Raw genomic sequence first — 20,196 nt, 5'->3', positions numbered from 1 at the left:
TGTCTAGATTTGACGTTATCATTGTCAGGTTTATAGATTATCATTCCATTTATTTTTCGATCGGCATCACCTTGAATACGATTACTCTTTTACAGCCAGATGACTGGCATGCTCACTTACGTGACGGTTTAGCATTAAAACGTACAGTTCCAGATCTTGCCAAACAGTTTGCACGTGCGATCTGTATGCCGAATCTTGTCCCGCCTGTAAAAACCGTGGAAGAAGCGATCAGCTATCGTGAACGCATTATGGCGCATGTGCCAGAAGGCGTGGCGTTTGATCCGCGCATGGTACTGTATTTCACCGATCAGACTTCGCCAGCCGAAGTGAAAAAAATTAAAGACTCCGAGCATGTCAATGCCATCAAGCTGTATCCGGCCGGTGCAACCACCAACTCGGACAATGGGGTCAGCGACATCCGTAAAGTCTATGCGGTGATTGAACAGTTAGAAGAACATCAGGTGCCGCTGCTGTTACACGGCGAAGTAACCCATCAGCATGTCGATATTTTTGACCGTGAAAAACGCTTCCTCGATGAAGTGTTGGCACCTTTATTAAAACAGTTCCCGAAACTGAAACTGGTGCTAGAACACATCACCACCAGCGAAGCAGCGCACTTTGTTCTGGAGCAGGACCGCAACGTGGCCGCTACCATTACTCCGCAACATTTGCTGTTTAACCGCAATGACATGCTGGTTGGTGGGGTTAAACCACACTTCTACTGCCTGCCTATTTTAAAACGTCAAACCCATCAGCAGACTTTGCTGGAAGTGGCGACCAGTGGCAATCCGAAATTCTTCCTCGGAACCGACAGTGCGCCGCATTCTAAAAATGCCAAAGAAAATGCCTGCGGCTGTGCCGGCTGCTATAGCGCACCAACCGCCATTGAGCTGTATGCGCAAGCCTTTGACCAGGTCGGTAAACTGGACCGCCTAGAAGGTTTTGCCAGCCACTTTGGCGCAGACTTCTATGGTTTGCCGCGTAATACTGGTACGATTACCCTGGTTAAAGAAGACCAAGTGATTCCTGCAAGTTTAGACTATTTGGATGGTGAACAGATTGTTCCGCTATATGCCGGTCAAACCATCCAATGGAGAAAAGTGTGACAGACGAAACTCTACCTTTAATTGGTCAGCGTTTCCGTGGATTCTTACCTGTTGTGGTCGATGTCGAAACAGCAGGTTTTAATTCGCAAACCGATGCCTTACTTGAAATAGCCGCCATTCCGATTGTGTTTAATGCGGAAGGCCATTTTGTTCCGGGTCAGGCCTATCATGCGCATATTAATCCGTTTGAAGGGGCCAATCTGGACCGTCGTTCACTCGACTTTATCGGGATTGATCCGTTCAACCCGATGCGTATGGCCATGGCTGAAGATGAAAAAACGGCGCTGAAACGTATTTTTAAATCCGTGAATGAAGTGCGTCGCCAGCAAAACTGTACTCATGCAGTGCTGGTCGGCCACAATGCGCATTTTGATCTGGGCTTTTTACAGGCGGCCATTGCCCGTACCAGTACCAAAAACCAGAATCCGTTTCATAGCTTTTCCGTACTCGATACCGTAACCTTAAGCGCAGTGATGTTCGGTCAAACGGTACTGGCCAAATCCTGTATTCAGGCCGGCATTGAATTTGATGGCAAAGAAGCGCACTCTGCCCTGTACGACACACAAAAGACCGCGGAACTGTTCTGTTATATTTTAAACAAACTCACCCCACATCTACTTGACACCTTGGTGGCGGATCAATAAGATACCGCCATCTTCTAAACGTCCCTATCGTCTAGAGGCCTAGGACATCGCCCTTTCACGGCGGTAACCGGGGTTCGAATCCCCGTAGGGACGCCATCTCATTTCTCTCCCCTCCTGTTTGTTATTCATTCTTCTTTGCACAGCACTGTTGTCTATTTAAGCTGTTATTGCAAATAATTCTCATTTCTATTGATTAAGCCCATAAATTTAATGATAATCGCTTGCATTATCTTTTACAAAAAAACACATCTCATGCGTTTTGCCTATTCCAGCTTGTCTGTGGCCATTTTAAGCAGCTTCAGCTCCCTTAGTTTTGCTGAACAGATTCAAGAATCAGAACCTACCACCCTCTCTCCCTCGCTCAAACTGTCGACCATTGTGGTCGAGGCCAAAGAGGAAAATGCGCTGGGAAAAACAGTCTATAAACAGGAAGATTTAAAGAAAAGCCCGAATAGCAGCAAGAACATCACCGACTTTTTAAAGGTGAATCCGAACGTGCAGCTAGGTCACCGCTTTCGCAGCAGCTTGCAGCAAGGTGAACTGAACGCGGCCGATATCAGTATTAATGGCGGATTGGCTTACGATAACAAGATTCTGATCAATGGCCTCTCCATCAACAATACGATTAATCCGGTGGGGGCACAGCAATCCAATCATCCTAACCAGCTGATGGGCAATTCACAGGCCGCTGCCATTAATACCGACCTACTGTGTAAACTGACCGTGTTAGACAGTAATATCGGGGCGGAATATGGAGAATTTACCGGTGGCGTGATTTCTGCCGAAACCTGCGCTCCGCAAACCGAAATTGGTAAAATTCACGGTTCGCTCAGTTATGACTACACCTCGGATGCCTGGTCAAAAGTCAATTTCCCCTCTCAGGACAGCCGTGATGCTTTTGAAGATTCGAGCGATGAATCGGCACAGCCCTACTTCACCAAACAGGGCATCAGCCTGAACAGTTATGGCCGGCTCAGTGAACAATGGGGTTTTAATGCCTTTGCTTCATACCGGCATTCAGCCATTCCCTTAAAAACAGATTTTGCCGAATCAGGGCAATTTGAACAGCAGCGTCAGGCCCGCAATGCCGGTGTGGAATTATTTTATGATCCCTCTGAACGTACTTCGTTTAAGCTGGGTGCGAGCTTTTTGGAAAATGATGGACTGTATTTTAAATCCAATATCCGTGATTCTGAATCGACCCAGCACTCGAACAGCCAGAACCTGTATTTTAATCTGAACAACCAGCTCGACAGTGTCTTGCTGACCCAGCAGCTGAACTATCAACGCCAGCAAGCGGGACGTCAGGCTGCCCAGAATCACTATAGCTGGCTCAACTCGAGCAGCAAAAACTGGGGCAAGGACAAATATAGTTTCGAAGGTCATATGGGCGGCTTAAAGCAGCAAGAAAGCCGGCTGGAATACACCATTAAAGCCCTGTTTGAGCCGATTGAAACCGCATCTTTGCGGCATCAGTTTAAAATCGGGGCCGGCTATGGCCATTATGCTGCTTACTGGCAACGCCCTGAAACTGCCCACGTATATGCCACGCCTTTAAATTTAAGCGGCGCCGACTGCCAGTCTGATAATGGCACTCTATATGATGCCTGTGATACTGCGCCAAGTCTGGATGGAAAATATCAAGGCCAGTATTTAAGCAGCAAAACCAGCTATTATGCCGGTCAACTGGATATCCGTCAGGATCGCTGGCATGCCTTTATTGAAGACCAGATTCACTGGTATCAGTATCTGAGCGCAACCTTGGGCTTCCGGAGTGACTATGATTCCATCCATAAACAGAACAATGTTGCCCCCAGAACTGCACTAGAAATCCGTCCCTTGGGCAATGAACGCCTGATCCTTTTGGGTGGCTGGAACCGCTATTACGGGCTAAATGCGTTTGTGAATGAACTGAATGACCGGATTGACCAGTTTGAGCAGAAATATACACGCGCGCAGCTGGAACAGGGCTGGACACCCAAAACCGCAGGAAAGACCAGTTTCACCTATCGTTCCGAGCTGAAAACCCCGTATAGCGATGAAACCGTACTTGGCCTGAGTTCCAAACTGAATAATACCGCATTCAGCCTGAAATGGGTCAACCGTGACAATCAGGACCAGTTACGTAAAACCAAAATGAATCTGGAAGATCTGAGTTATAGCTATGACAATCGCGGGCGCTCTGCATCCGATATTTATTCGCTTTCCATCCGTAATCTGGCGCCACTGGCATTTTTAGGCGCACAACATCGTCTGGCCCTGAATGCCGACTATACTGAAACCACGCGCAATTTTGATCATTACGACAGCACCGATATTCTGACCGCCACCCCGCAAGTCTATTATAAGGGGCAACTGATTGATGCCGAGGATCGCCCTGCCCATGAATTTCATGTGCCGTGGACCGTGCGCCTGAACTGGGAGATGCAGTTTGACCGCCTGCCGCTAACGCTCAGTCATTTCCTGAGTTATCAGGGTAAAGTCGATGCCCTAAAGCGTGAGGCCAAAGGCTATACCGATGCACAAGGTGTGCAGCATGATGCCTATACGCCTTACACCACCCAGAACAAGTTTTATTGGGACTTGAAAGCCAGCTACCGGATTCCATCTTTTAAAAATACTCAAACCATTTTCGGCCTGACCATTAACAATGTCACCAACCGTGCCAACAGCTTTATTGACAGCAGCAGCAGCGCCCAGCCCGACATTGGCCGGCAGTTTATTGCCGATGTGACCTTTAAGTTCTAACGTGGAAACATGCACAGGCTTGCGCTTTTGGCCTGTGCATCCGCTATAATTGCAGTAATTTCCCATGCTGTTTTTATAAGACAATGTTAAAAAAGATTTTTCTGGTCCTGATTATTTTGCTGCCTTCGGCACTTTATCTGTACATTGTGTCGCGTGATAGCAAAGCACCGCAAGCGCCCGCACCGGCTGAACAGGCCGCGCCGCAACCACAAGCACCTGAGTACCAAACCCCAGACCACTAAACGTGGTCTTTTTTATCTCCAGTACGATGAGTCGTGCAGATGCTCATTGGTTAAAATCCAGTGCAGATTGAAGTGCTTATTAAAAACCGGGTGGCCATCATCAAACGATAAATTTTCCAACAGCCTAAACAGATACTTTTTAGACAAATAAATCCAAATCGTGGAATTATTCCCGTCATCAAATTGACATCTTTGGGACAAATCCCTAATATAGCCCTCACCTCGCAACGTCCCTATCGTCTAGAGGCCTAGGACATCGCCCTTTCACGGCGGTAACCGGGGTTCGAATCCCCGTAGGGACGCCATCTAAATCGCGCCAGACGATTACTTCTAACCCAATTGTTTTGATTATTGATTGCAGATTTGTAGTTTTTCTCTACAATAGCCTGCTTCTCTATTCTTTTATTCTCCTACTCTTATGCAGACATCTCATTCTCCGAATGATGCTACGCATCAGGGCAATTCTGCGCCTTTAAAACGCGCTATGAGTACTCGACATCTGGTTATGATTTCACTTGGTGGTGCAATCGGAACTGGTTTATTTTTAGGTTCGGGTGAAGTCATTGCACAAACGGGGCCTGTAGGTGCCATTCTTGCTTATTTTCTGGGCGGCGTGATCGCTTACATGGTTATGCTGTGTTTGGGCGAACTGGCTGTCCATATGCCTGAATCCGGTTCTTTTGGTGCTTATGCCAAACGTTATATTGGACCCGGAACAGGCTATACCGTCACCTGGCTGTACTGGCTGACCTGGTCAGTCACCCTGGGGACTGAATTTACCGCAGCCGCCCTGCTGATGCAGGAGTGGTTCCCGCACATCTCGATGTGGTTATGGACCATTATTTTTGGGGTATTTGTCTTTACCTTAAATATGGTGTCTAGCCGCTGGTTTGCTGAATCCGAATTCTGGCTGGCACTGGTCAAAGTCGTGACCGTGGTGGCCTTTATTCTGCTCGGTCTGCTGGCCATTTTCGGCGTGATCGGCTATCAGGGCTATGAATCTGCGCCGCTGTTTAGCAATTTAACCGCACAGGGCTGGTTCCCGGAAGGTTTATTCCCGATTTTCACCACCATGCTGATTGTGAACTTTGCCTTCTCCGGCACCGAACTGATTGGTGTGGCCGCTGGTGAAACCAAAGACCCGGCCAAAAACGTCCCGAAAGCCATCAACACCGCAATTTTCCGCCTGCTGATTTTCTTTGTCGGAACCATTCTGGTGGTGACTGCGTTATTGCCGCATCAGGAAGCCGGTCTGGCCGCTGAGGGCGTGAGTAGCAGTCCATTTGTGACCGTGTTCCAGCACATCGGGATTCCATACGCAGAAGATATTATCCGCTTCGTGATCATTACCGCCTTACTGTCTGCCGCCAACTCAGGGTTGTTTGCAGCATCGCGGATGATGTGGTCATTGTCGTATCAGAAGCAGTTGCCGCAGGTTTTCTCCAAGGTCAACTCGCGTGGTATTCCTTATGTTGCAGTGATGGTCACCATGCTGGGCGCAATGCCAGGCTTGCTGTCTGAGCAGTTTGCACCTGAGCTGATTTTTACCAACCTGCTCGGTATTGCAGCCTTTACCATGGTGGTGGTCTGGATGAGTATCTGCTTAAGTCATTTCAACTTCCGCCGTGAATGGTATAAACAGGGTCGTAGCGTGAAAGAGCTGGGCTTCGCCGCACCATTGTTCCCGATTGTGCCAATTCTGGGCTTTGTATTCTGTCTGATTACCTGTTTGAGTATGGTATTTGATCCATCCATGCGCATCAGTTTCTTTGGCTGTTTAATCTTTATTGCAGCCTGCTATATCAGCTATTACCGTTTTTATCATAAAAAAATCTGATCAGGATTTGCAGTAAAGAGCGGCCCCGGCCGCTCTTTTTTTATTTATACTGTTAAATAAAGCCATTCTCATTCACATGCTGACCCGACAATGAATATTATTTGCATTCATGGGATGAATCAGCAACACCAGACTGCCGATTCACTGCGTCGACTGTGGTTATCAATACTGGAGCAGGGTTTAAAACGCAGCCAGCAGTCCCATTTTTTGCCGATTTAAAACAGGTCATCTGTATGCCGTTTTATGGCGATTTGCTCTCCAAACATCATCTGCAAAACACTTTAAATGCCAGCACCCTGATGCCGCAGCACTGGCCGCATTTTCCACTGCTGCATCCAGTCAAAATTCAAAAACCGACCACAGTGGTGGAAGAACATCGCCCCGGCGATTGCAATATTCCGCATCTGCAAGTCTATGATGCACTTAACTTTAACCAGAAACTGAAATGGCTTAGTGCTTTAAGCCGGGATATTGCACTGCGTGATTTTGCCCGGCTGATCAATTATTTTCCCAAACTGCATGCCAGCTTGTTGCATAAATTTCTGGTCGAAGCCTATTTATACCTGGCCGATCCGCATTTTATTCAAGAGGTACACAGCCGGATTTATGCCCAGCTCTGTCAGGATGACACCCATATTATTCTGGCGCATTCCTTAGGCACGGTAATTGCCTATAATCTGTTAATTCAGCATCCGGAACTGAATATTGCACGCTTTATTACCCTCGGTTCGCCGCTGGCCTTTCGGGTGATTCAGGAGCATTTACAACAGCCGATTCAGCGCCCCACTGCCCTGCATGGCGACTGGATTAATTTTTATTCTCCGGATGATTTTCTGACCGCCTTCCCACTGTCGGAACCACCGTTTCATTTTAAACCGGCCATTCTGAACCGGCAGGTACAAACTCCGGTAGATCGTCCTCATGAAGTCTATGGCTATTTACAGCACCTCCAAGTCTTAGAGGCCTTGGTCGAGTTACTGCCAGAAAGTGCTTAAATTGAGGGAATTTTCACCTGATTTATGCAAATTGTTCTAAATTTATTCGCTTAAAAGCCTTGCAGCCAGAAAATTGTAGAAAAGCGTTTGACACCCTCCTTTTTTCACCCTAATATACGCCCACCTCTGAAACGTCCCTATCGTCTAGAGGCCTAGGACATCGCCCTTTCACGGCGGTAACCGGGGTTCGAATCCCCGTAGGGACGCCAATTTCAGAAGTAATATTTTATTAAGTCCCTATCGTCTAGAGGCCTAGGACATCGCCCTTTCACGGCGGTAACCGGGGTTCGAATCCCCGTAGGGACGCCACTTCTTCCAATCAAAAGAAGCGGTTTAAAATATTCTTCTGCACTGTCCCTATCGTCTAGAGGCCTAGGACATCGCCCTTTCACGGCGGTAACCGGGGTTCGAATCCCCGTAGGGACGCCATATTCGGGTCACATACGTGATTCATAAAAAAGCCCAAGCATTGCGACTTGGGCTTTTTTATTGCTGCAACTTTTTATTTGTACAGAACGGGAAGTATGAAAAATACTATCACCTGTTTAAAACGGTCATCTCACCTGCGCCCAGATCATTGTTTTTGACAGCCATAACAGGCCTGCTATCATTCACTTCATACAATCTCCTACGAATGTGGATGGAAATGCTCAAAAAAAGTTGAATAAAGCGTAGATGGGGAATCGGGATGGATCATCCCTCCCCCATTTCTGTTTAGGCCGATTTACGCGAGTTAATCTGTCCTTTAATGACTGCAGTCAAATTGCCTTTTAAATATTTAAAAAATACTTTTAAAGGCGAGAGTTTTGGATTCGGCTGTTTGCCTTGGGCAATGTCCTTGAACTGCGCGGCATACCAGATAATTTCCATAATTGCCATTTTATCGACCAGTGGAATGCCGGTCTTAATTTTATCGACACCATAACGCACGTCTTGCCCTGCCAGCAAACGATGTGCCAGATCTGGCTCTACCGCAAATGGGCGAGCAATCCCGATAAAATCACAGGCGCCGCTGGCCAGTGCCGTATTCATGCCTTGTACGGTCCGGAAACCGCCGGTCACCATTAAATGACAACGAACTTCCTGGCGGATCCGCTCCGCAAACTCCAAGAAGTAGGCTTCACGCGCTAAAGTCGAGGCTTTGCGTTTTTCCGCTTTTACTCCGGCCATGGCCGGTGCTTCATAAGTCCCCCCCGATACTTCAATCAGGTCAATTCCGGCAGCATCAATCGCTTTAAAGACCTGAATCACATCTTCCTCACTAATACCACCGCGCTGGAAATCCGCCGAGTTCAGCTTGACTGAGATGATAAAATCTTCAGAGGTCGCAGCGCGCACCGCCTGATAAATTTCCAGCAAAAAGCGCATCCGGTTGTCAATCGAGCCACCCCAACGATCTTGGCGTTTATTGGTTAGCGGTGATAAAAACTGGCTGATTAAGTAGCCATGTGCGCCATGCAGCTGCACCCCTTCAAAACCGGCCTGCTCACAGATCTGCGCTGCGCGGGCAAAGCGCTGGATAATATCAAGAATCTCATCTTCACGCAGTTCACGCGGTGTGCCAAAGGTGGTGGCCAAGGCCGGGCTAAACGGTACGGCGGAAGGCGCGACGGTTTCTTTGTTCAGGCCTTTCGGACATTGCCGTCCCGGATGCGACAGCTGCACCAGTTGCACCATGCCATACTGCTTGCCAATCTGTGCCCACTGTTGCAACTTGGCCAGATCACGTTCTGACTCAATGGCCACCACGCCCGGTTCATTTTTGGCGCGAATATCCACCATGACATTGCCGGTAATGGCACAGCCCAGCCCACCCTTGGCCCAGGCCTCATATAAGCCCAAATGTAACTGGTTCGGCTGACCAGCCGTATTGGCCAGCGCCTCACTCATAGCGCCTTTAATGATGCGGTTTTTAAATGTGGTCTTTCTAATTTGAAGCTGATCTGCAATCTGGCTCATTGGTCAATCCTGACATTGTGGTCTAGAGCAAATACTCCATTGAATTACCCCAATGGTCAAGCAGATTTTGACAACTCGTATTGTCAAAAATCGTTACCGCTTAGTATTGACTGGCCTGAATCAGCTGCCGGGTATAGTCAGTTTGTGGCTGTGCAAACAGATCTTCAGTACGCTGGAATTCCATCACCTTGGCATGTTTCAGTACCAGTACCTTCTGACACAAGGCCTTGACCACCTGCAAATCATGGCTGATAAACAGATAGCTCATCTGCTCCTGCTGCTGCAAACGCCGCAACAGTTTAACGATGGCGCGTTGTGTGGTGCGGTCCAGCGCCGAGGTCGGCTCATCCAGAATCAGCAGTTTCGGTTTCAGCACCAGCGCACGTGCCAGTGCAATCCGTTGCCGCTGTCCACCGGATAGTTCATGCGGATAACGGGTTTTAAAACTGACCGGCAATTCAACTTTTTCCAGCGCCAGATCAATGCGCTGCTGAATTTCGGATGCTGACAGCTTTTGTAAGGCCAACCCTTCGCCAATGGTCTGCTCGACATTTAAACGCGGATTCAGACTGCTAAACGGGTCCTGAAATACAATCTGAAATTCACTGCGTAATGGCCGCAGCTGCTTTTCCGAAAGCCGGTTCAGGTCCTGCCCCAGCAAATCAATTTTGCCCTCACTGGCAGTTAAACGTGAAATCGCCAGTGCCAGCGAGCTTTTACCGGAACCACTTTCCCCGACAATACCGATGGATTCGCCTTGCGCCAGATTTAAATCCAGCGGCTCCACCGCGACAAAATAATTTTTGACCCGATTGAGTAAACCCTGCTTAATGGGAAACTTCACACCCAGTTGTTGCAGTTGCAATAAAGGCTGAGTCGCCTCTACCTGTAAAGCCTGACCAAAATCATGATGCAGCAGTTCCCGGGTATAGGCCTGCTGCGGCGCATGAAAGACCTGTTCAACCGGCCCCTGCTCCTCGACCTGGCCTTTGTTCATGACAATGACCTGATCGGCATAATGCCGCACCAGATTCAAATCATGGCTGATTAAAATCATGGCCATCTGCCGGCTGCGCTGTAAGCTTTGCAGCAGATCCAGAATTTGCGCCTGCAGGGTCACATCTAACGCAGTGGTCGGCTCATCGGCAATCAGGATGTCCGGATCAAGCGCCAAGGCCATGGCAATCATCACCCGCTGGCGCTGCCCACCTGACAGTTCATGCGGATAACGCTTCAGTTTATCTTCCGGCTGGGGAATGCCGACATCTTGCAGCAATTGCAGTACGCGTTGCCGGGTTTCCGCCTTGGAATAGCCTTGTAACAGCAGGCTTTCGCCAATAATTTTTTCCACCCGATGCAGCGGATTTAATGCCGTCATCGGCTCCTGAAAAATCATGGCAATGCGCTGGCCGCGAATCTGGCGTAGTTGTACCGGATTCAGCTGTAGCAGATCCTGCCCCTGAAACAGTGCCTGCCCCTGAATCTGTAGCTGACTCGGCAACAAGCCCAGCAAGGCCAGACTACTCACCGATTTACCCGAACCACTTTCACCGACCAGCGCCAGTGTTTCGCCAGCGTGCAATTCAAAATTTAAATTGTGCACCAATAGCTGCTGTTGATGCTGAATCTGGAGCTGCTGTACCGTCAGCACTGGCGTGCGCTTACTGGCGTCTTGGGTCGAATGCATCACGGGTCGCCTCTCCAATATAAATCAGTAAAGATAAAACAATTGACAGGGTAAAAAAGCCCGACAATGCCAGCCACGGCGCATTTAAATTATTCTTGCCCTGTAGCAGCAGTTCGCCTAAAGATGCAGCATCGGGCGGCAAACCATAACCGAGGAAATCCAGTGCAGTCAGCGCGGTAATATTCGCAGTCAGCATAAAGGGTAGTTGTGACAGACTTGAACTCATGGCATTGGGCAAGATGTGCCGGAACATGATGGTACGGTCGCTCACACCCAGGCTGCGGGCAGCACGGACATAATCAAAATTACGTGCCCTTAAAAATTCGGCCCGGACCAGTCCGACCAAGGTTGGCCAGCCAAACAGCAGCATAATCAGAAACAGCCAGTACACACTCGGACTAAACATACTGACCAGAATCATTACCATGAATAGCATTGGTAAACCGCCCCAGACTTCCAGAATCCGCTGTCCCAGCAAATCGACCCAGCCGCCATAATAGCCCTGTATCGCCCCGACGATAATGCCAAGTGCAGCAGAGGCCAGCGTTAAGGCAAATCCGAATAGCAGTGATACCCGCAGGCCATAGAGAATCCGCGCCAGTACATCTCGGCCCTGATCATCGGTCCCGAGCCAGTTATCGCTGGTCGGTGGTGACGGCACCGGCACAGCCAGCTCTAAATTCGGTGACTGATAAGAATATTCAATCAGTGGCCAGATGGCCCAGCCCTGGTCCTGAATCAGTTGCTGCACGGCCGGGTCCTTATATTCTGCTTCGGTTTCAAAGACCCCGCCAAAAGTGGTTTCAGGATAAGCCTTGAACACCGGCATATATAAGCTGTTTTCATATTTGACCAGCAGCGGCTTGTCATTGGCGATCAGCTCGGCTGCTAAGGACAAGATAAAAATCAGGGCAAAGGCGATAAAACAGCCAAATCCCAACCGGTTCTGTTTAAAACGCTGGAGCCGCACCTGCATTAAGGGAGACATTATTTGGCCCCCCGTGATTCAAAATTAATCCGTGGATCAATGACCTGATACAGCACATCACTGATCAGTCTAAGGACCAGTCCCAGCAAGGTAAAAATAAACAGGGTGCCAAAAATTACTGGATAATCACGCTGTACAATCGCTTCAAAGCCCAGCAATCCCAGACCATCGAGGTTAAAAATAATTTCAATAAACAGGTTACCGACAAAGAAAATCCCAATTAATGCTTCCGGCAGGCCAGCAATCACAATTAGCATGGCGTTACGAAAAACATGGCCATACAGCACCCGCGATTCGGTCAGGCCTTTGGAGCGTGCCGCCAGCACATACTGTTTATTCAGTTCTTCCATAAACGAGTATTTGGTTAAGTAGGTCAACCCGGCAAATCCACCAATCACCATCGCCAGCAGCGGTAAGGTCATATGCCAGAAATAGTCTTTGATTTTACCCAGCAGACTCAGCTGATCGAAGTTTTCCGAGACCAATCCCTGTAGCGGGAACCACTGAAAATAGGAACCACCGGCAAAAAATACAATCAATAAAATCGCAAAAGCAAAGGCCGGAATGGCATAGCCAATGGCCAGCAAAATAGACGTGGCTTTATCAAAGATCAGACCATGCTGACGGGCTTTTTTTATCCCGAGTGGAATAGACACCAGATAAATCAGCAAGGTGCTCCACAATCCTAAAGACAGCGATACCGGCAGTTTTTCCCACAGCAGCTGGGTCACCGGCTTGTCTTTAAAAAAGCTGGTGCCAAAATCAAATTGCAGATAGCTGCTCAGCATTAGCCAGAAACGCTCATGAATTGGTTTATCAAACCCATATTGCGCTTCAATTTTAGCCACCATTTCATCACTTAGACCTTTGGCGCCCTGATAGGGCGTTGAACCGGCCGCAGCAGTTTCGGCACTGCCACTCCCGCCCATGCCCTGAAAGGCTTCTGCCTGCTGAATTGCCTGCTCGACCGGACCGCCCGGGGCAATCTGGATCACAATAAAGTTAATCAGCAAAATCAGAAACAGTGTGGGAATAATCAGCAACACACGTTTCAGGATATAGGTTCCCATGCGCTCAGCATCCTTGTGGCAAAGCCAGCTTATTGTTTACGCAGATACTGGGCTACTTTTTGCGCCCCGGCTGCATCACTCCACCAGTAATCAAGTCCAATGGAAAGTTTTGGTTTTATTTTCGGTTGTTGGTACATATTCCAGTAGGCCAGCCAGTGCTCGCCTTTGCCATAGGTCGGAATCTGGTAATAACCAGCGCGTAATAAGCGGTCCAGCACTTTGGTCCGGACAATCAGCTGCTGGCGGTCAGGCGCGTAAATAATTTTCTGAATGATGTCATCAATGACCGGATTCTTGATGCCGGCATAATTATAATTGCCCGGCTGATCTGCCGCGGCACTGCTCCAGAATTGCGCCTGTTCATTGCCCGGACTTAAGGACTGTGGCAAGACCATGGTGCTTAAGTCAAATTCTGCCCGGCGCATCCGTTCAATATATTGCGGCACATCGACCTGACGGATATTCACCACAATCCCCAGACGTTTTAAATTGCGCACAAAAGGCATTAAAGTACGCTGCAAGCCATCCTGATGAATTAAAAATTCCAGCTGGATGGTGTTGCCTTTCGGATCAAGCAAACGGCCATCCTTGAAGCGATAGCCGGCATTCAGCAGGATATGCCGGGCTTTGAGCAGACCGCTGCGGTTAAAACCGCTGGCATCACTGACCGGGAATTTCCAGTTGGCCAGCACCCCCTGACGCTGCACCGGATGCAACTGTTTTAAATACGGCTTTAACAGTGCCAGCTCCGCCGCGCTTGGACGACCTTTGGCTTCCAGTTCGCTATTGCTAAAATAACTTTGCAAACGCTGATACTGTCCGTAAAACAGGGCTTTATTCTGCCATTCAAAATCATAGGCATGGCTGAGCGCCTGACGGAAATGAATATCCTGCATCGGTGCACGCCGGGTATTAAACACAAAACTTTGTGTTGGCACCGGGTTTTCATGCCGGAACTTATATTTCACCACCATCCCCGCTTTCACTGCCGGGAACTGATATTCTGTCACCCATTTGCGCGCGGTATATTCTTCATGCAGGGTGTATTGGCCCGACTTAAAGCCTTCAAAGGCCACATCCATATTGCGGTAATAGACAAATTTAAGCCGGTCAAAGTTATAACGGCCCTTATTGACCGGCAGATCTTTGCCCCAATAGTTCGGATTACGCTTATAAGTAATACTGCGTCCGGCATCAATGCGTTCAATCAGATACGGGCCTGACCCCAGCATCGGCTGCAAGGTAATCCGGCTAAAGTCCTTGCCCTGCCAGTCTTTCTGGGAATAAATCGGTAAGGCCGATAAAATCAGCGGCATTTCACTGTTGTTATCGGATTTAAAGGTCATTTTGACCTGATGTCTGGATAAGACCTCGGTTTTATCCAAATCGGCAATATACATCTGCAAACCCGGATTAGATTTGCTCTGGAAGGTATCAAAACTGAATTTGACATCAGCCGCGGTGACCGGTGTGCCATCACTAAAACGTGCTTTTGGATTCAGATGAAAAATGACAAATTTAGTCTGCTTCGGGTCATAAGTCACTTTTTCTGCCAGCAGTGGATACATCACCCCCGGCTCATCTAGCGAGCTGGTCATGAGCGAATCAAACAGATAATTCACCCCATCGGTCGCACTGCCCTTACCGTTCATGCTGTTCAGGTTGTCAAAAGTGCCATTGCTGGACTGACTGAGTATGCCGCCTTTGGGCGCTTGCGGATTGGCATAGGGCATGGCCGCAAGCTGGCTGTATTTCGGACTGCTGTGCAGCGCAATATACGGCGTGGTCTGCAGCGCAGCCCAGCTCCAGCTTGAGGTCAAAGCCAGTGCTGTCGCCACAGCACTCAAGCGATATAAAGATCTGTTCATGCGGTCACGACTCCTTGTGCCCGGCAATTACAGGTTCGGAACCTTGATGATCTCTCCAATACGCAGCTGCGTATTCGGTTTAATCTCGTTCATATCGGCCAGTTCACTGGTTTCCAGACCATAACGGCTGGCCAGCCCAATCAGGGTATCACCGCGCTTGACCTTATATTCTGTCATGGTTTTTGGCAATTGCAGGGTTTGTCCCACTCTTAAACCGGCACGCGGACTCAGGCCATTCAAGGCCGCCAGTTCAGCGACCGAAATACCGGTACGGCTGGCAATGGCATTTAAGGACTCACCGGCTTTAACGGTATAGGCTTCAGTTGCTTTACCCGTGCTGGCGGTGCTCACCGCTGCACTTTCCGCGGCACGGTTGCTACTGCTGTCCAGATCACCTTCAATTTTTAAACGCTGGCCAATCCGCAGTGCAGCAGTACGTGGCAGATCATTTAGTGCGGCCAGATAGTTCAGCTGCAAATGATATTTACGCGCAATACTATTTAAGGTCTCACCCGATTTTACAATATGAATATCAGAGTTTGCCGCAGTTGTGCTGACCTTACTTTCTTCCACTAGCGCTGGCTCACCGCTGAGTTTCAGGCGCTGGCCGGTACGTAAACCGGCAGTCCGGCTGATGCCATTTAAACTGGCAATCTGCTCCAGACTCAGGTTATAGCGGTTGGCAATGGCAGTTAAGGTATCTCCCGACTGTACTATATAACTATCCGGGATGGTCGAACCGGCGGGAATTTTTAAAGTTTGCCCAATTCGCAGGCCGGTATTGGTCGAAATCTGGTTTAAGGCGGCCAGATCAGCCAGACTCATTTTGCTTTGTGCGGCCACACTCGATAAGGTGTCGCCGCGCTGGACAGTATAGTTTTCCGTTTTAATCTCAGCTGTTGATGTACTTGGCACTGCACGACGACTCTCTGCGGCCGTTTCAGTTTTTGCTTCGGCTTTCGAGTCACTTACAGGCACATTAATCCGCTGTCCAACCAGCAAACTGCTGCCAGCAGTCAGACCCGGAGTTAAGGCTGCCAGTTCTGCATTGGACAAGCCATGACGGTCCGCAATCAGTTTCAGATATTCACCGCGCTTCACCGTATAGCTTTGCGTGGCCACTTTGGTTTCAGCCGCTTTCTGCTCAGCTGCCTTGGCACGCATCTCTGCTGTTTCTTGCAGATTCAGCTTCTGGCCGACAAACAGGCCACTGCTTGTGTTCAGATTATTGTAATCCGCCAGCTGCTTGACCGATAAACCGAACTGATTGGCCACACCAGTTAAGGTATCGTTGGCTTTAACCACATAGGATTCCGGCTGCTCTTTAGCTTTGGCTGGCGCGGCAGCTTGTGGCTTGGCATCATATAAATAGATGGTAGTACCGGCATATAAAGTCGAGTTTGGATCAATCTGGTTCCATTTTGCCACATCACGCCAGTTCACCCCATTTTTCATGGCAATCAGCACCAGGGTATCGCCGGCCTGTACCGTATAGGTACTGCGCTTGCCTTTTGGCGGCACCACCACCACTTCAGTGTCGGTCTTGATTACGTTCTTGCCCTGGTTCCGCTGGGCTTCATCTGAATCTGGACGGGTGCTATCCGCGACACTTTTCGGGTAAGCAAAACCTTTGGTCAGCTCTTTGCCTTGCTGCTCGGCCACCGACAGACTGGTCTGAATCGCGGTCAGCTTAATTTTGCCATCATAAGGATCGACAATTTCAGTACCTTGTGGTGCAATTTCTTTTAACTCGGCCACCACCTGCGCCTGTTCAGCCTGAGAGGCCACCGGCTGCAACACCTCTTCTACCGTTTTGTTCTGGTCTTCAGTTTTCACTGCAGCCAGAATCTGTTCACGTTCTGCTGCTGAAATTGGCGGTTCGACCTTCACCGGCTGAATATTCTGTGCCGGGGTAATGGCCACCGGAATACGTGGAGCACTTGGAATATCTGAATTGGCCGCAAAAGAGGCCAAAGCCGATGAACCGCGTGGCGTACTGATCCGTTTGGTGCTGGTTGTAGTCGTGCTGCTAGCAGTTTTGGCTGTGCTCGCTGGTGTAGTCGTAGCAGTACGCTGAGTTACACTGGCCGTCAAAGCGGGTGTGGTGGTTTTTGTAGCTGGGGCACTGGTCGTGGTCTGCGTCGTCACACTAGGACGAGTGTTGCTGGCCAGCAATCCACCACCTTGCAGGTTTTTCAGACGTTCATCGACTGTTGGGCTTAAATCGGCTGGAATCAGAATCCGCATCGGGCTGGCACTGTCAATTCGGTCAGTACGATGGCCCGGGTTCAGTGCATATAACTCGGCACGGCTAAGACCAGTAATATTGGCCACATCATTTAAATTCACCGCTCCGACCGTCACTTCACGGAAATGGGGACGGTTGGCAATTGGCGGCAAACGCACCCCGTAGGCACCTGGATTTTTAATAATTTGCGCCACTGCCAGGAAACGCGGCACATAGTTCATGGTTTCCTGTGGCAATTTCAGTGACCAGTAATCGGTCGGTAAACCGGCAGCCTTGTTACGGTTAATCGCCTGCTGAATACGGCCCGGTCCGGCATTATAAGCGGCCAGAGCCAGCTCCCAGGAACCAAACTGGTTATACAGGCTACCGAGGAATTCATAGGCAGCACGGGTCGATTCGACCACATCACGGCGGCCATCATACAGCGGGGTCTGTTTCAGACCATAAATACGTCCGGTACTTGGAATAAACTGCCATAAACCGGCTGCAGCAGCGCTACTGGTTGCTGCCGGGTCGTACGAACTTTCAATGACTGGTAATAATGCCAGTTCGGTCGGCATGCCACGGCGCTCGGCTTCTTTAACTGTGTGATACAGATAACGTGAAGCACGCGCACTTAAACGGTCAATATACGGCTGACGTGAAATAAACCAGCCGCGCTGCGCTTCAATACGCGGATTCCAGTGTTCCAGATCCATTTTGAAACCTACGGTCATACGCTTCCAGACATCACCGTGTTTTAAAATCAGTAAACGGTCGCCTTCTACCGCGCGCATGTCGGTGGCCGACAATAAATCTTCCAGTGAATCTAAACTGCTGGCGTCCAGATAACCTGAACCAACCTGACTCGACGTTGACGCTTTGCTGGCACTTTGTGTAGAGGTACAGCCGGTGCTGATGCCGAGCGCGGCCAGCGCTGAACCCAAAACTGTAATTTTAAATAGTGCCGGGACCATAGGCTGCCACATGCGTGTGGTTGGTTTATACATAGGAAATCCAAACAACTCGTCTATAAATTATTTTTTAGATTTGACATTGTAGTGAAGCATCACTACGACACAAGGTTTTACTCTAGCGCGATTCTAATATAAATGTTACAAGAAATTAAAAAATTGACGTCTTCGGCGTTTCTGATCTGCAATTGCGTTATACAATAGCGGCTCGGTTTTTATTTGGCTCTCTTTGGATCTGGCTTATGTCTCAAACAATCACACTATATGTGGATGGTGCTTGTCGTGGAAACCCTGGCTTGGGCGGTTGGGGCGCATATGTCATTACAGAAACCCAGCAACACAAACTTTATGGCGGTGAACTGGAAACCACCAACAACCGTATGGAGCTGACGGCAGCCATTGAAGGCATTCAGTTCTGCCCGGCAGAGGCCAAACTGATTCTCTGGACCGATTCCAACTATGTCAAACGCGGCATGAGCGAATGGATTGCCGGCTGGAAAAAGAAAAACTGGAAAGATGTGAAAAATCCGGACCTATGGCAAAAACTGGATGCCATCTGTCAGGGTCGTGAAATTGAATGGCACTGGATTAAAGGTCACGCTGGCCATGCTGGCAATGAAATGGCCGATCAGCTGGCCAACAAAGGGGCCGATCTGGTATTTGCACAGCAGGTCAAAGTGACGCCGGTACAAATCATTACTGAAGATAAAAGCGCTGAGTCTGAAGTCATCCCGCCGGGCACGGCTAAAAAAAAAGCAGAATCTGACTGGTTGCTCGACGACCCTTTTGGCTTCGATCTAGACGACAGCCAACTAGACGTTGAAGTCGAAGAAGAACTGCTAATGGTGCAGGAGGATCATCTCAGTCTGACCCAGCACAGCATTACCGTGACGCAAACCCTCAGTCAAAATGACAGCCCGAATCAGAACGAAGTCCTGATCCAAGATGAAACCCAGAACCAGAGTGCAACAGCGCCAGCAAACACGTCATCGCATCCCCATATTGTGATTACCCCGGCCACGGTTCAGGCTTATGGTCCACGCCAGCTGATTCTGGATACGGAAACCACCGGTTTTTATTATCAGGATGGTGACCGGATTATTGAAGTCGGCGCGATTGAAATGGTCAACCGCAAACTGACCGGCAGCTCGATTCATATTTATATCAACCCGGAAAAACCGGTCGGTGAATCGGAAGTGGTGCACGGTATTTCGGATGAGTTTTTAAAAGACAAGCCGAAGTATGCCGAAATTGCTGCAGTGCTGTATGACTATTTAAAAGGCGCGGAAATTATTGCGCATAACGCCACCTTCGATATGAACTTCCTGGATATGGAGTTTAACCGCTGTGGTCTAGGCGATTTATCGGCGGTGTGTGAAGTCACCGATACCCTGGTAATGGCCAAAAACAAGCATCCGGGACAAAAGAACTCGCTCGATGCCTTAGTGAAGCGTTATGAAATTCCGGCGCGTGACCGTACCTTCCACGGCGCCTTGCTCGATGCTGAAATTCTGGCCGATGTCTATCTGGCCATGACCGGTGGTCAGGTGTCCTTTGATATGGATGCCCTGTCGGCCCATCATGAAGAACAAAGCGGTGAATCGGGCCGTCGCAGCATTGAAATGGAATTGCCGGTGATTCTGCCTTCTGCCGAAGAGCTGGAAGCACATGAGAATTGGGTCAAACAATTTGAAGAAAAGCATGGACAGCCCTGCTTTTTTGCCAAATAAAAAAACCGATGATTGTAATTTTTTGTATTTAATCTGTTCCTAGTTCAGTTATAGTTAAGATAAACAGGTCTGCTGTTTTTGCAGCAGGCCCATAAACAGATAAAACACTAGGAAAGGTGCA

Annotated in this window: 12 protein-coding genes, 5 tRNA genes and 1 pseudogene; 12 read left to right on the top strand and 6 right to left on the bottom strand. The window is 49.0% G+C overall.

Annotated features, from left to right (window positions below):
- Positions 1 to 71: 71 nt before the first annotated feature.
- The 11 genes and pseudogenes from pyrC (at position 72) to VF685_RS10695 (ending at position 8,001) form a co-directional block, all read left to right on the top strand.
- On the top strand, positions 72 to 1,106 hold the full coding sequence (gene pyrC / locus VF685_RS10745; protein ID WP_034597856.1) for a dihydroorotase: 1,035 nt from the start codon (positions 72 to 74) through the stop codon (positions 1,104 to 1,106).
- Entirely contained in the window at positions 1,091 to 1,750 is a 660-nt protein-coding gene (gene rnt, locus VF685_RS10740; RefSeq protein WP_075167718.1) for a ribonuclease T, read from the top strand. The genes pyrC and rnt overlap by 16 nt, the downstream gene beginning before the upstream one ends.
- Before the next feature lie 20 nt (positions 1,751 to 1,770).
- Positions 1,771 to 1,846 (top strand) — tRNA-Glu (locus VF685_RS10735).
- A gap of 156 nt (positions 1,847 to 2,002) precedes the next feature.
- On the top strand, positions 2,003 to 4,498 hold the full coding sequence (locus VF685_RS10730; protein ID WP_180192078.1) for a TonB-dependent receptor plug domain-containing protein: 2,496 nt from the start codon (positions 2,003 to 2,005) through the stop codon (positions 4,496 to 4,498).
- Between the two features lie 83 nt (positions 4,499 to 4,581).
- Positions 4,582 to 4,740 carry a hypothetical protein gene (locus VF685_RS10725; protein ID WP_016659224.1) on the top strand — a complete coding sequence of 53 codons (159 nt, stop codon included), beginning with the start codon at positions 4,582 to 4,584 and terminating at the stop codon, positions 4,738 to 4,740.
- Between the two features lie 229 nt (positions 4,741 to 4,969).
- Positions 4,970 to 5,045: transfer RNA gene (locus tag VF685_RS10720), tRNA-Glu, on the top strand.
- A 113-nt stretch (positions 5,046 to 5,158) separates the two neighbouring features.
- The gene (locus VF685_RS10715) at positions 5,159 to 6,577 is read left to right on the top strand and encodes an amino acid permease (protein WP_005179201.1); all 1,419 of its coding nucleotides are present in this window, start codon (positions 5,159 to 5,161) and stop codon (positions 6,575 to 6,577) included.
- A 90-nt stretch (positions 6,578 to 6,667) separates the two neighbouring features.
- Positions 6,668 to 7,572 (top strand): annotated as a pseudogene (locus VF685_RS10710) (alpha/beta hydrolase).
- A gap of 133 nt (positions 7,573 to 7,705) precedes the next feature.
- Positions 7,706 to 7,781 (top strand) — tRNA-Glu (locus tag VF685_RS10705).
- Positions 7,782 to 7,805: 24 nt separating this feature from the next.
- A tRNA-Glu gene (locus tag VF685_RS10700) sits at positions 7,806 to 7,881 on the top strand.
- A 44-nt stretch (positions 7,882 to 7,925) separates the two neighbouring features.
- Positions 7,926 to 8,001 (top strand) — tRNA-Glu (locus VF685_RS10695).
- 285 nt (positions 8,002 to 8,286) lie between these two features.
- Here VF685_RS10695 and VF685_RS10690 read toward each other — a convergent pair.
- From VF685_RS10690 to VF685_RS10665, 6 genes are all read right to left on the bottom strand, one after another.
- Positions 8,287 to 9,531: an NADH:flavin oxidoreductase/NADH oxidase family protein gene (locus VF685_RS10690; RefSeq protein WP_075174999.1), complete on the bottom strand. Its 1,245-nt coding sequence runs from the start codon at positions 9,529 to 9,531 to the stop codon at positions 8,287 to 8,289.
- A 100-nt stretch (positions 9,532 to 9,631) separates the two neighbouring features.
- Positions 9,632 to 11,218 carry an ABC transporter ATP-binding protein gene (locus VF685_RS10685; protein ID WP_180192080.1) on the bottom strand — a complete coding sequence of 529 codons (1,587 nt, stop codon included), beginning with the start codon at positions 11,216 to 11,218 and terminating at the stop codon, positions 9,632 to 9,634.
- Positions 11,193 to 12,206: an ABC transporter permease gene (locus tag VF685_RS10680; RefSeq protein ID WP_180192081.1), complete on the bottom strand. Its 1,014-nt coding sequence runs from the start codon at positions 12,204 to 12,206 to the stop codon at positions 11,193 to 11,195. The genes VF685_RS10685 and VF685_RS10680 overlap by 26 nt, the downstream gene beginning before the upstream one ends.
- Entirely contained in the window at positions 12,206 to 13,276 is a 1,071-nt protein-coding gene (locus VF685_RS10675; protein WP_005179212.1) for a microcin C ABC transporter permease YejB, read from the bottom strand. Before VF685_RS10675 ends, VF685_RS10680 begins: the two co-directional genes overlap by 1 nt.
- Before the next feature lie 29 nt (positions 13,277 to 13,305).
- Positions 13,306 to 15,144 carry an extracellular solute-binding protein gene (locus tag VF685_RS10670; RefSeq protein ID WP_163170278.1) on the bottom strand — a complete coding sequence of 613 codons (1,839 nt, stop codon included), beginning with the start codon at positions 15,142 to 15,144 and terminating at the stop codon, positions 13,306 to 13,308.
- A 27-nt stretch (positions 15,145 to 15,171) separates the two neighbouring features.
- Positions 15,172 to 18,381 (bottom strand): lytic transglycosylase, encoded by a 3,210-nt coding sequence (locus VF685_RS10665; RefSeq protein ID WP_163170279.1) that lies wholly within the window; start codon positions 18,379 to 18,381, stop codon positions 15,172 to 15,174.
- Positions 18,382 to 18,587: 206 nt separating this feature from the next.
- Between VF685_RS10665 and dnaQ the strand changes: the two genes are divergently transcribed.
- Entirely contained in the window at positions 18,588 to 20,075 is a 1,488-nt protein-coding gene (gene dnaQ, locus VF685_RS10660; RefSeq protein WP_286385470.1) for a DNA polymerase III subunit epsilon, read from the top strand.
- Positions 20,076 to 20,196: the final 121 nt, after the last annotated feature.

Origin of the sequence: Acinetobacter sp. Brlt_5 (assembly GCF_051949055.1) — a bacterium.
GTDB classification, from domain to species: Bacteria; Pseudomonadota; Gammaproteobacteria; order Pseudomonadales; family Moraxellaceae; genus Acinetobacter; species Acinetobacter indicus.
This window is presented reverse-complemented; position numbering and strand designations above follow the sequence as displayed.

Excerpts from the sequence above, each read along its gene's own strand:
- rnt (WP_075167718.1), top strand. The coding sequence starts at position 1,091 with ATGGAGAAAAGTGTGACAGACGAAACTCTACCTTTAATTGGTCAGCGT.
- VF685_RS10730 (WP_180192078.1), top strand. The coding sequence starts at position 2,003 with ATGCGTTTTGCCTATTCCAGCTTGTCTGTGGCCATTTTAAGCAGCTTC.
- VF685_RS10725 (WP_016659224.1), top strand. The coding sequence starts at position 4,582 with ATGTTAAAAAAGATTTTTCTGGTCCTGATTATTTTGCTGCCTTCGGCA.
- VF685_RS10715 (WP_005179201.1), top strand. The coding sequence starts at position 5,159 with ATGCAGACATCTCATTCTCCGAATGATGCTACGCATCAGGGCAATTCT.
- VF685_RS10690 (WP_075174999.1), bottom strand. The coding sequence starts at position 9,531 with ATGAGCCAGATTGCAGATCAGCTTCAAATTAGAAAGACCACATTTAAA.
- VF685_RS10685 (WP_180192080.1), bottom strand. The coding sequence starts at position 11,218 with ATGCATTCGACCCAAGACGCCAGTAAGCGCACGCCAGTGCTGACGGTA.
- VF685_RS10680 (WP_180192081.1), bottom strand. The coding sequence starts at position 12,206 with ATGTCTCCCTTAATGCAGGTGCGGCTCCAGCGTTTTAAACAGAACCGG.
- VF685_RS10675 (WP_005179212.1), bottom strand. The coding sequence starts at position 13,276 with ATGGGAACCTATATCCTGAAACGTGTGTTGCTGATTATTCCCACACTG.
- VF685_RS10670 (WP_163170278.1), bottom strand. The coding sequence starts at position 15,144 with ATGAACAGATCTTTATATCGCTTGAGTGCTGTGGCGACAGCACTGGCT.
- VF685_RS10665 (WP_163170279.1), bottom strand. The coding sequence starts at position 18,381 with ATGTATAAACCAACCACACGCATGTGGCAGCCTATGGTCCCGGCACTA.
- dnaQ (WP_286385470.1), top strand. The coding sequence starts at position 18,588 with ATGTCTCAAACAATCACACTATATGTGGATGGTGCTTGTCGTGGAAAC.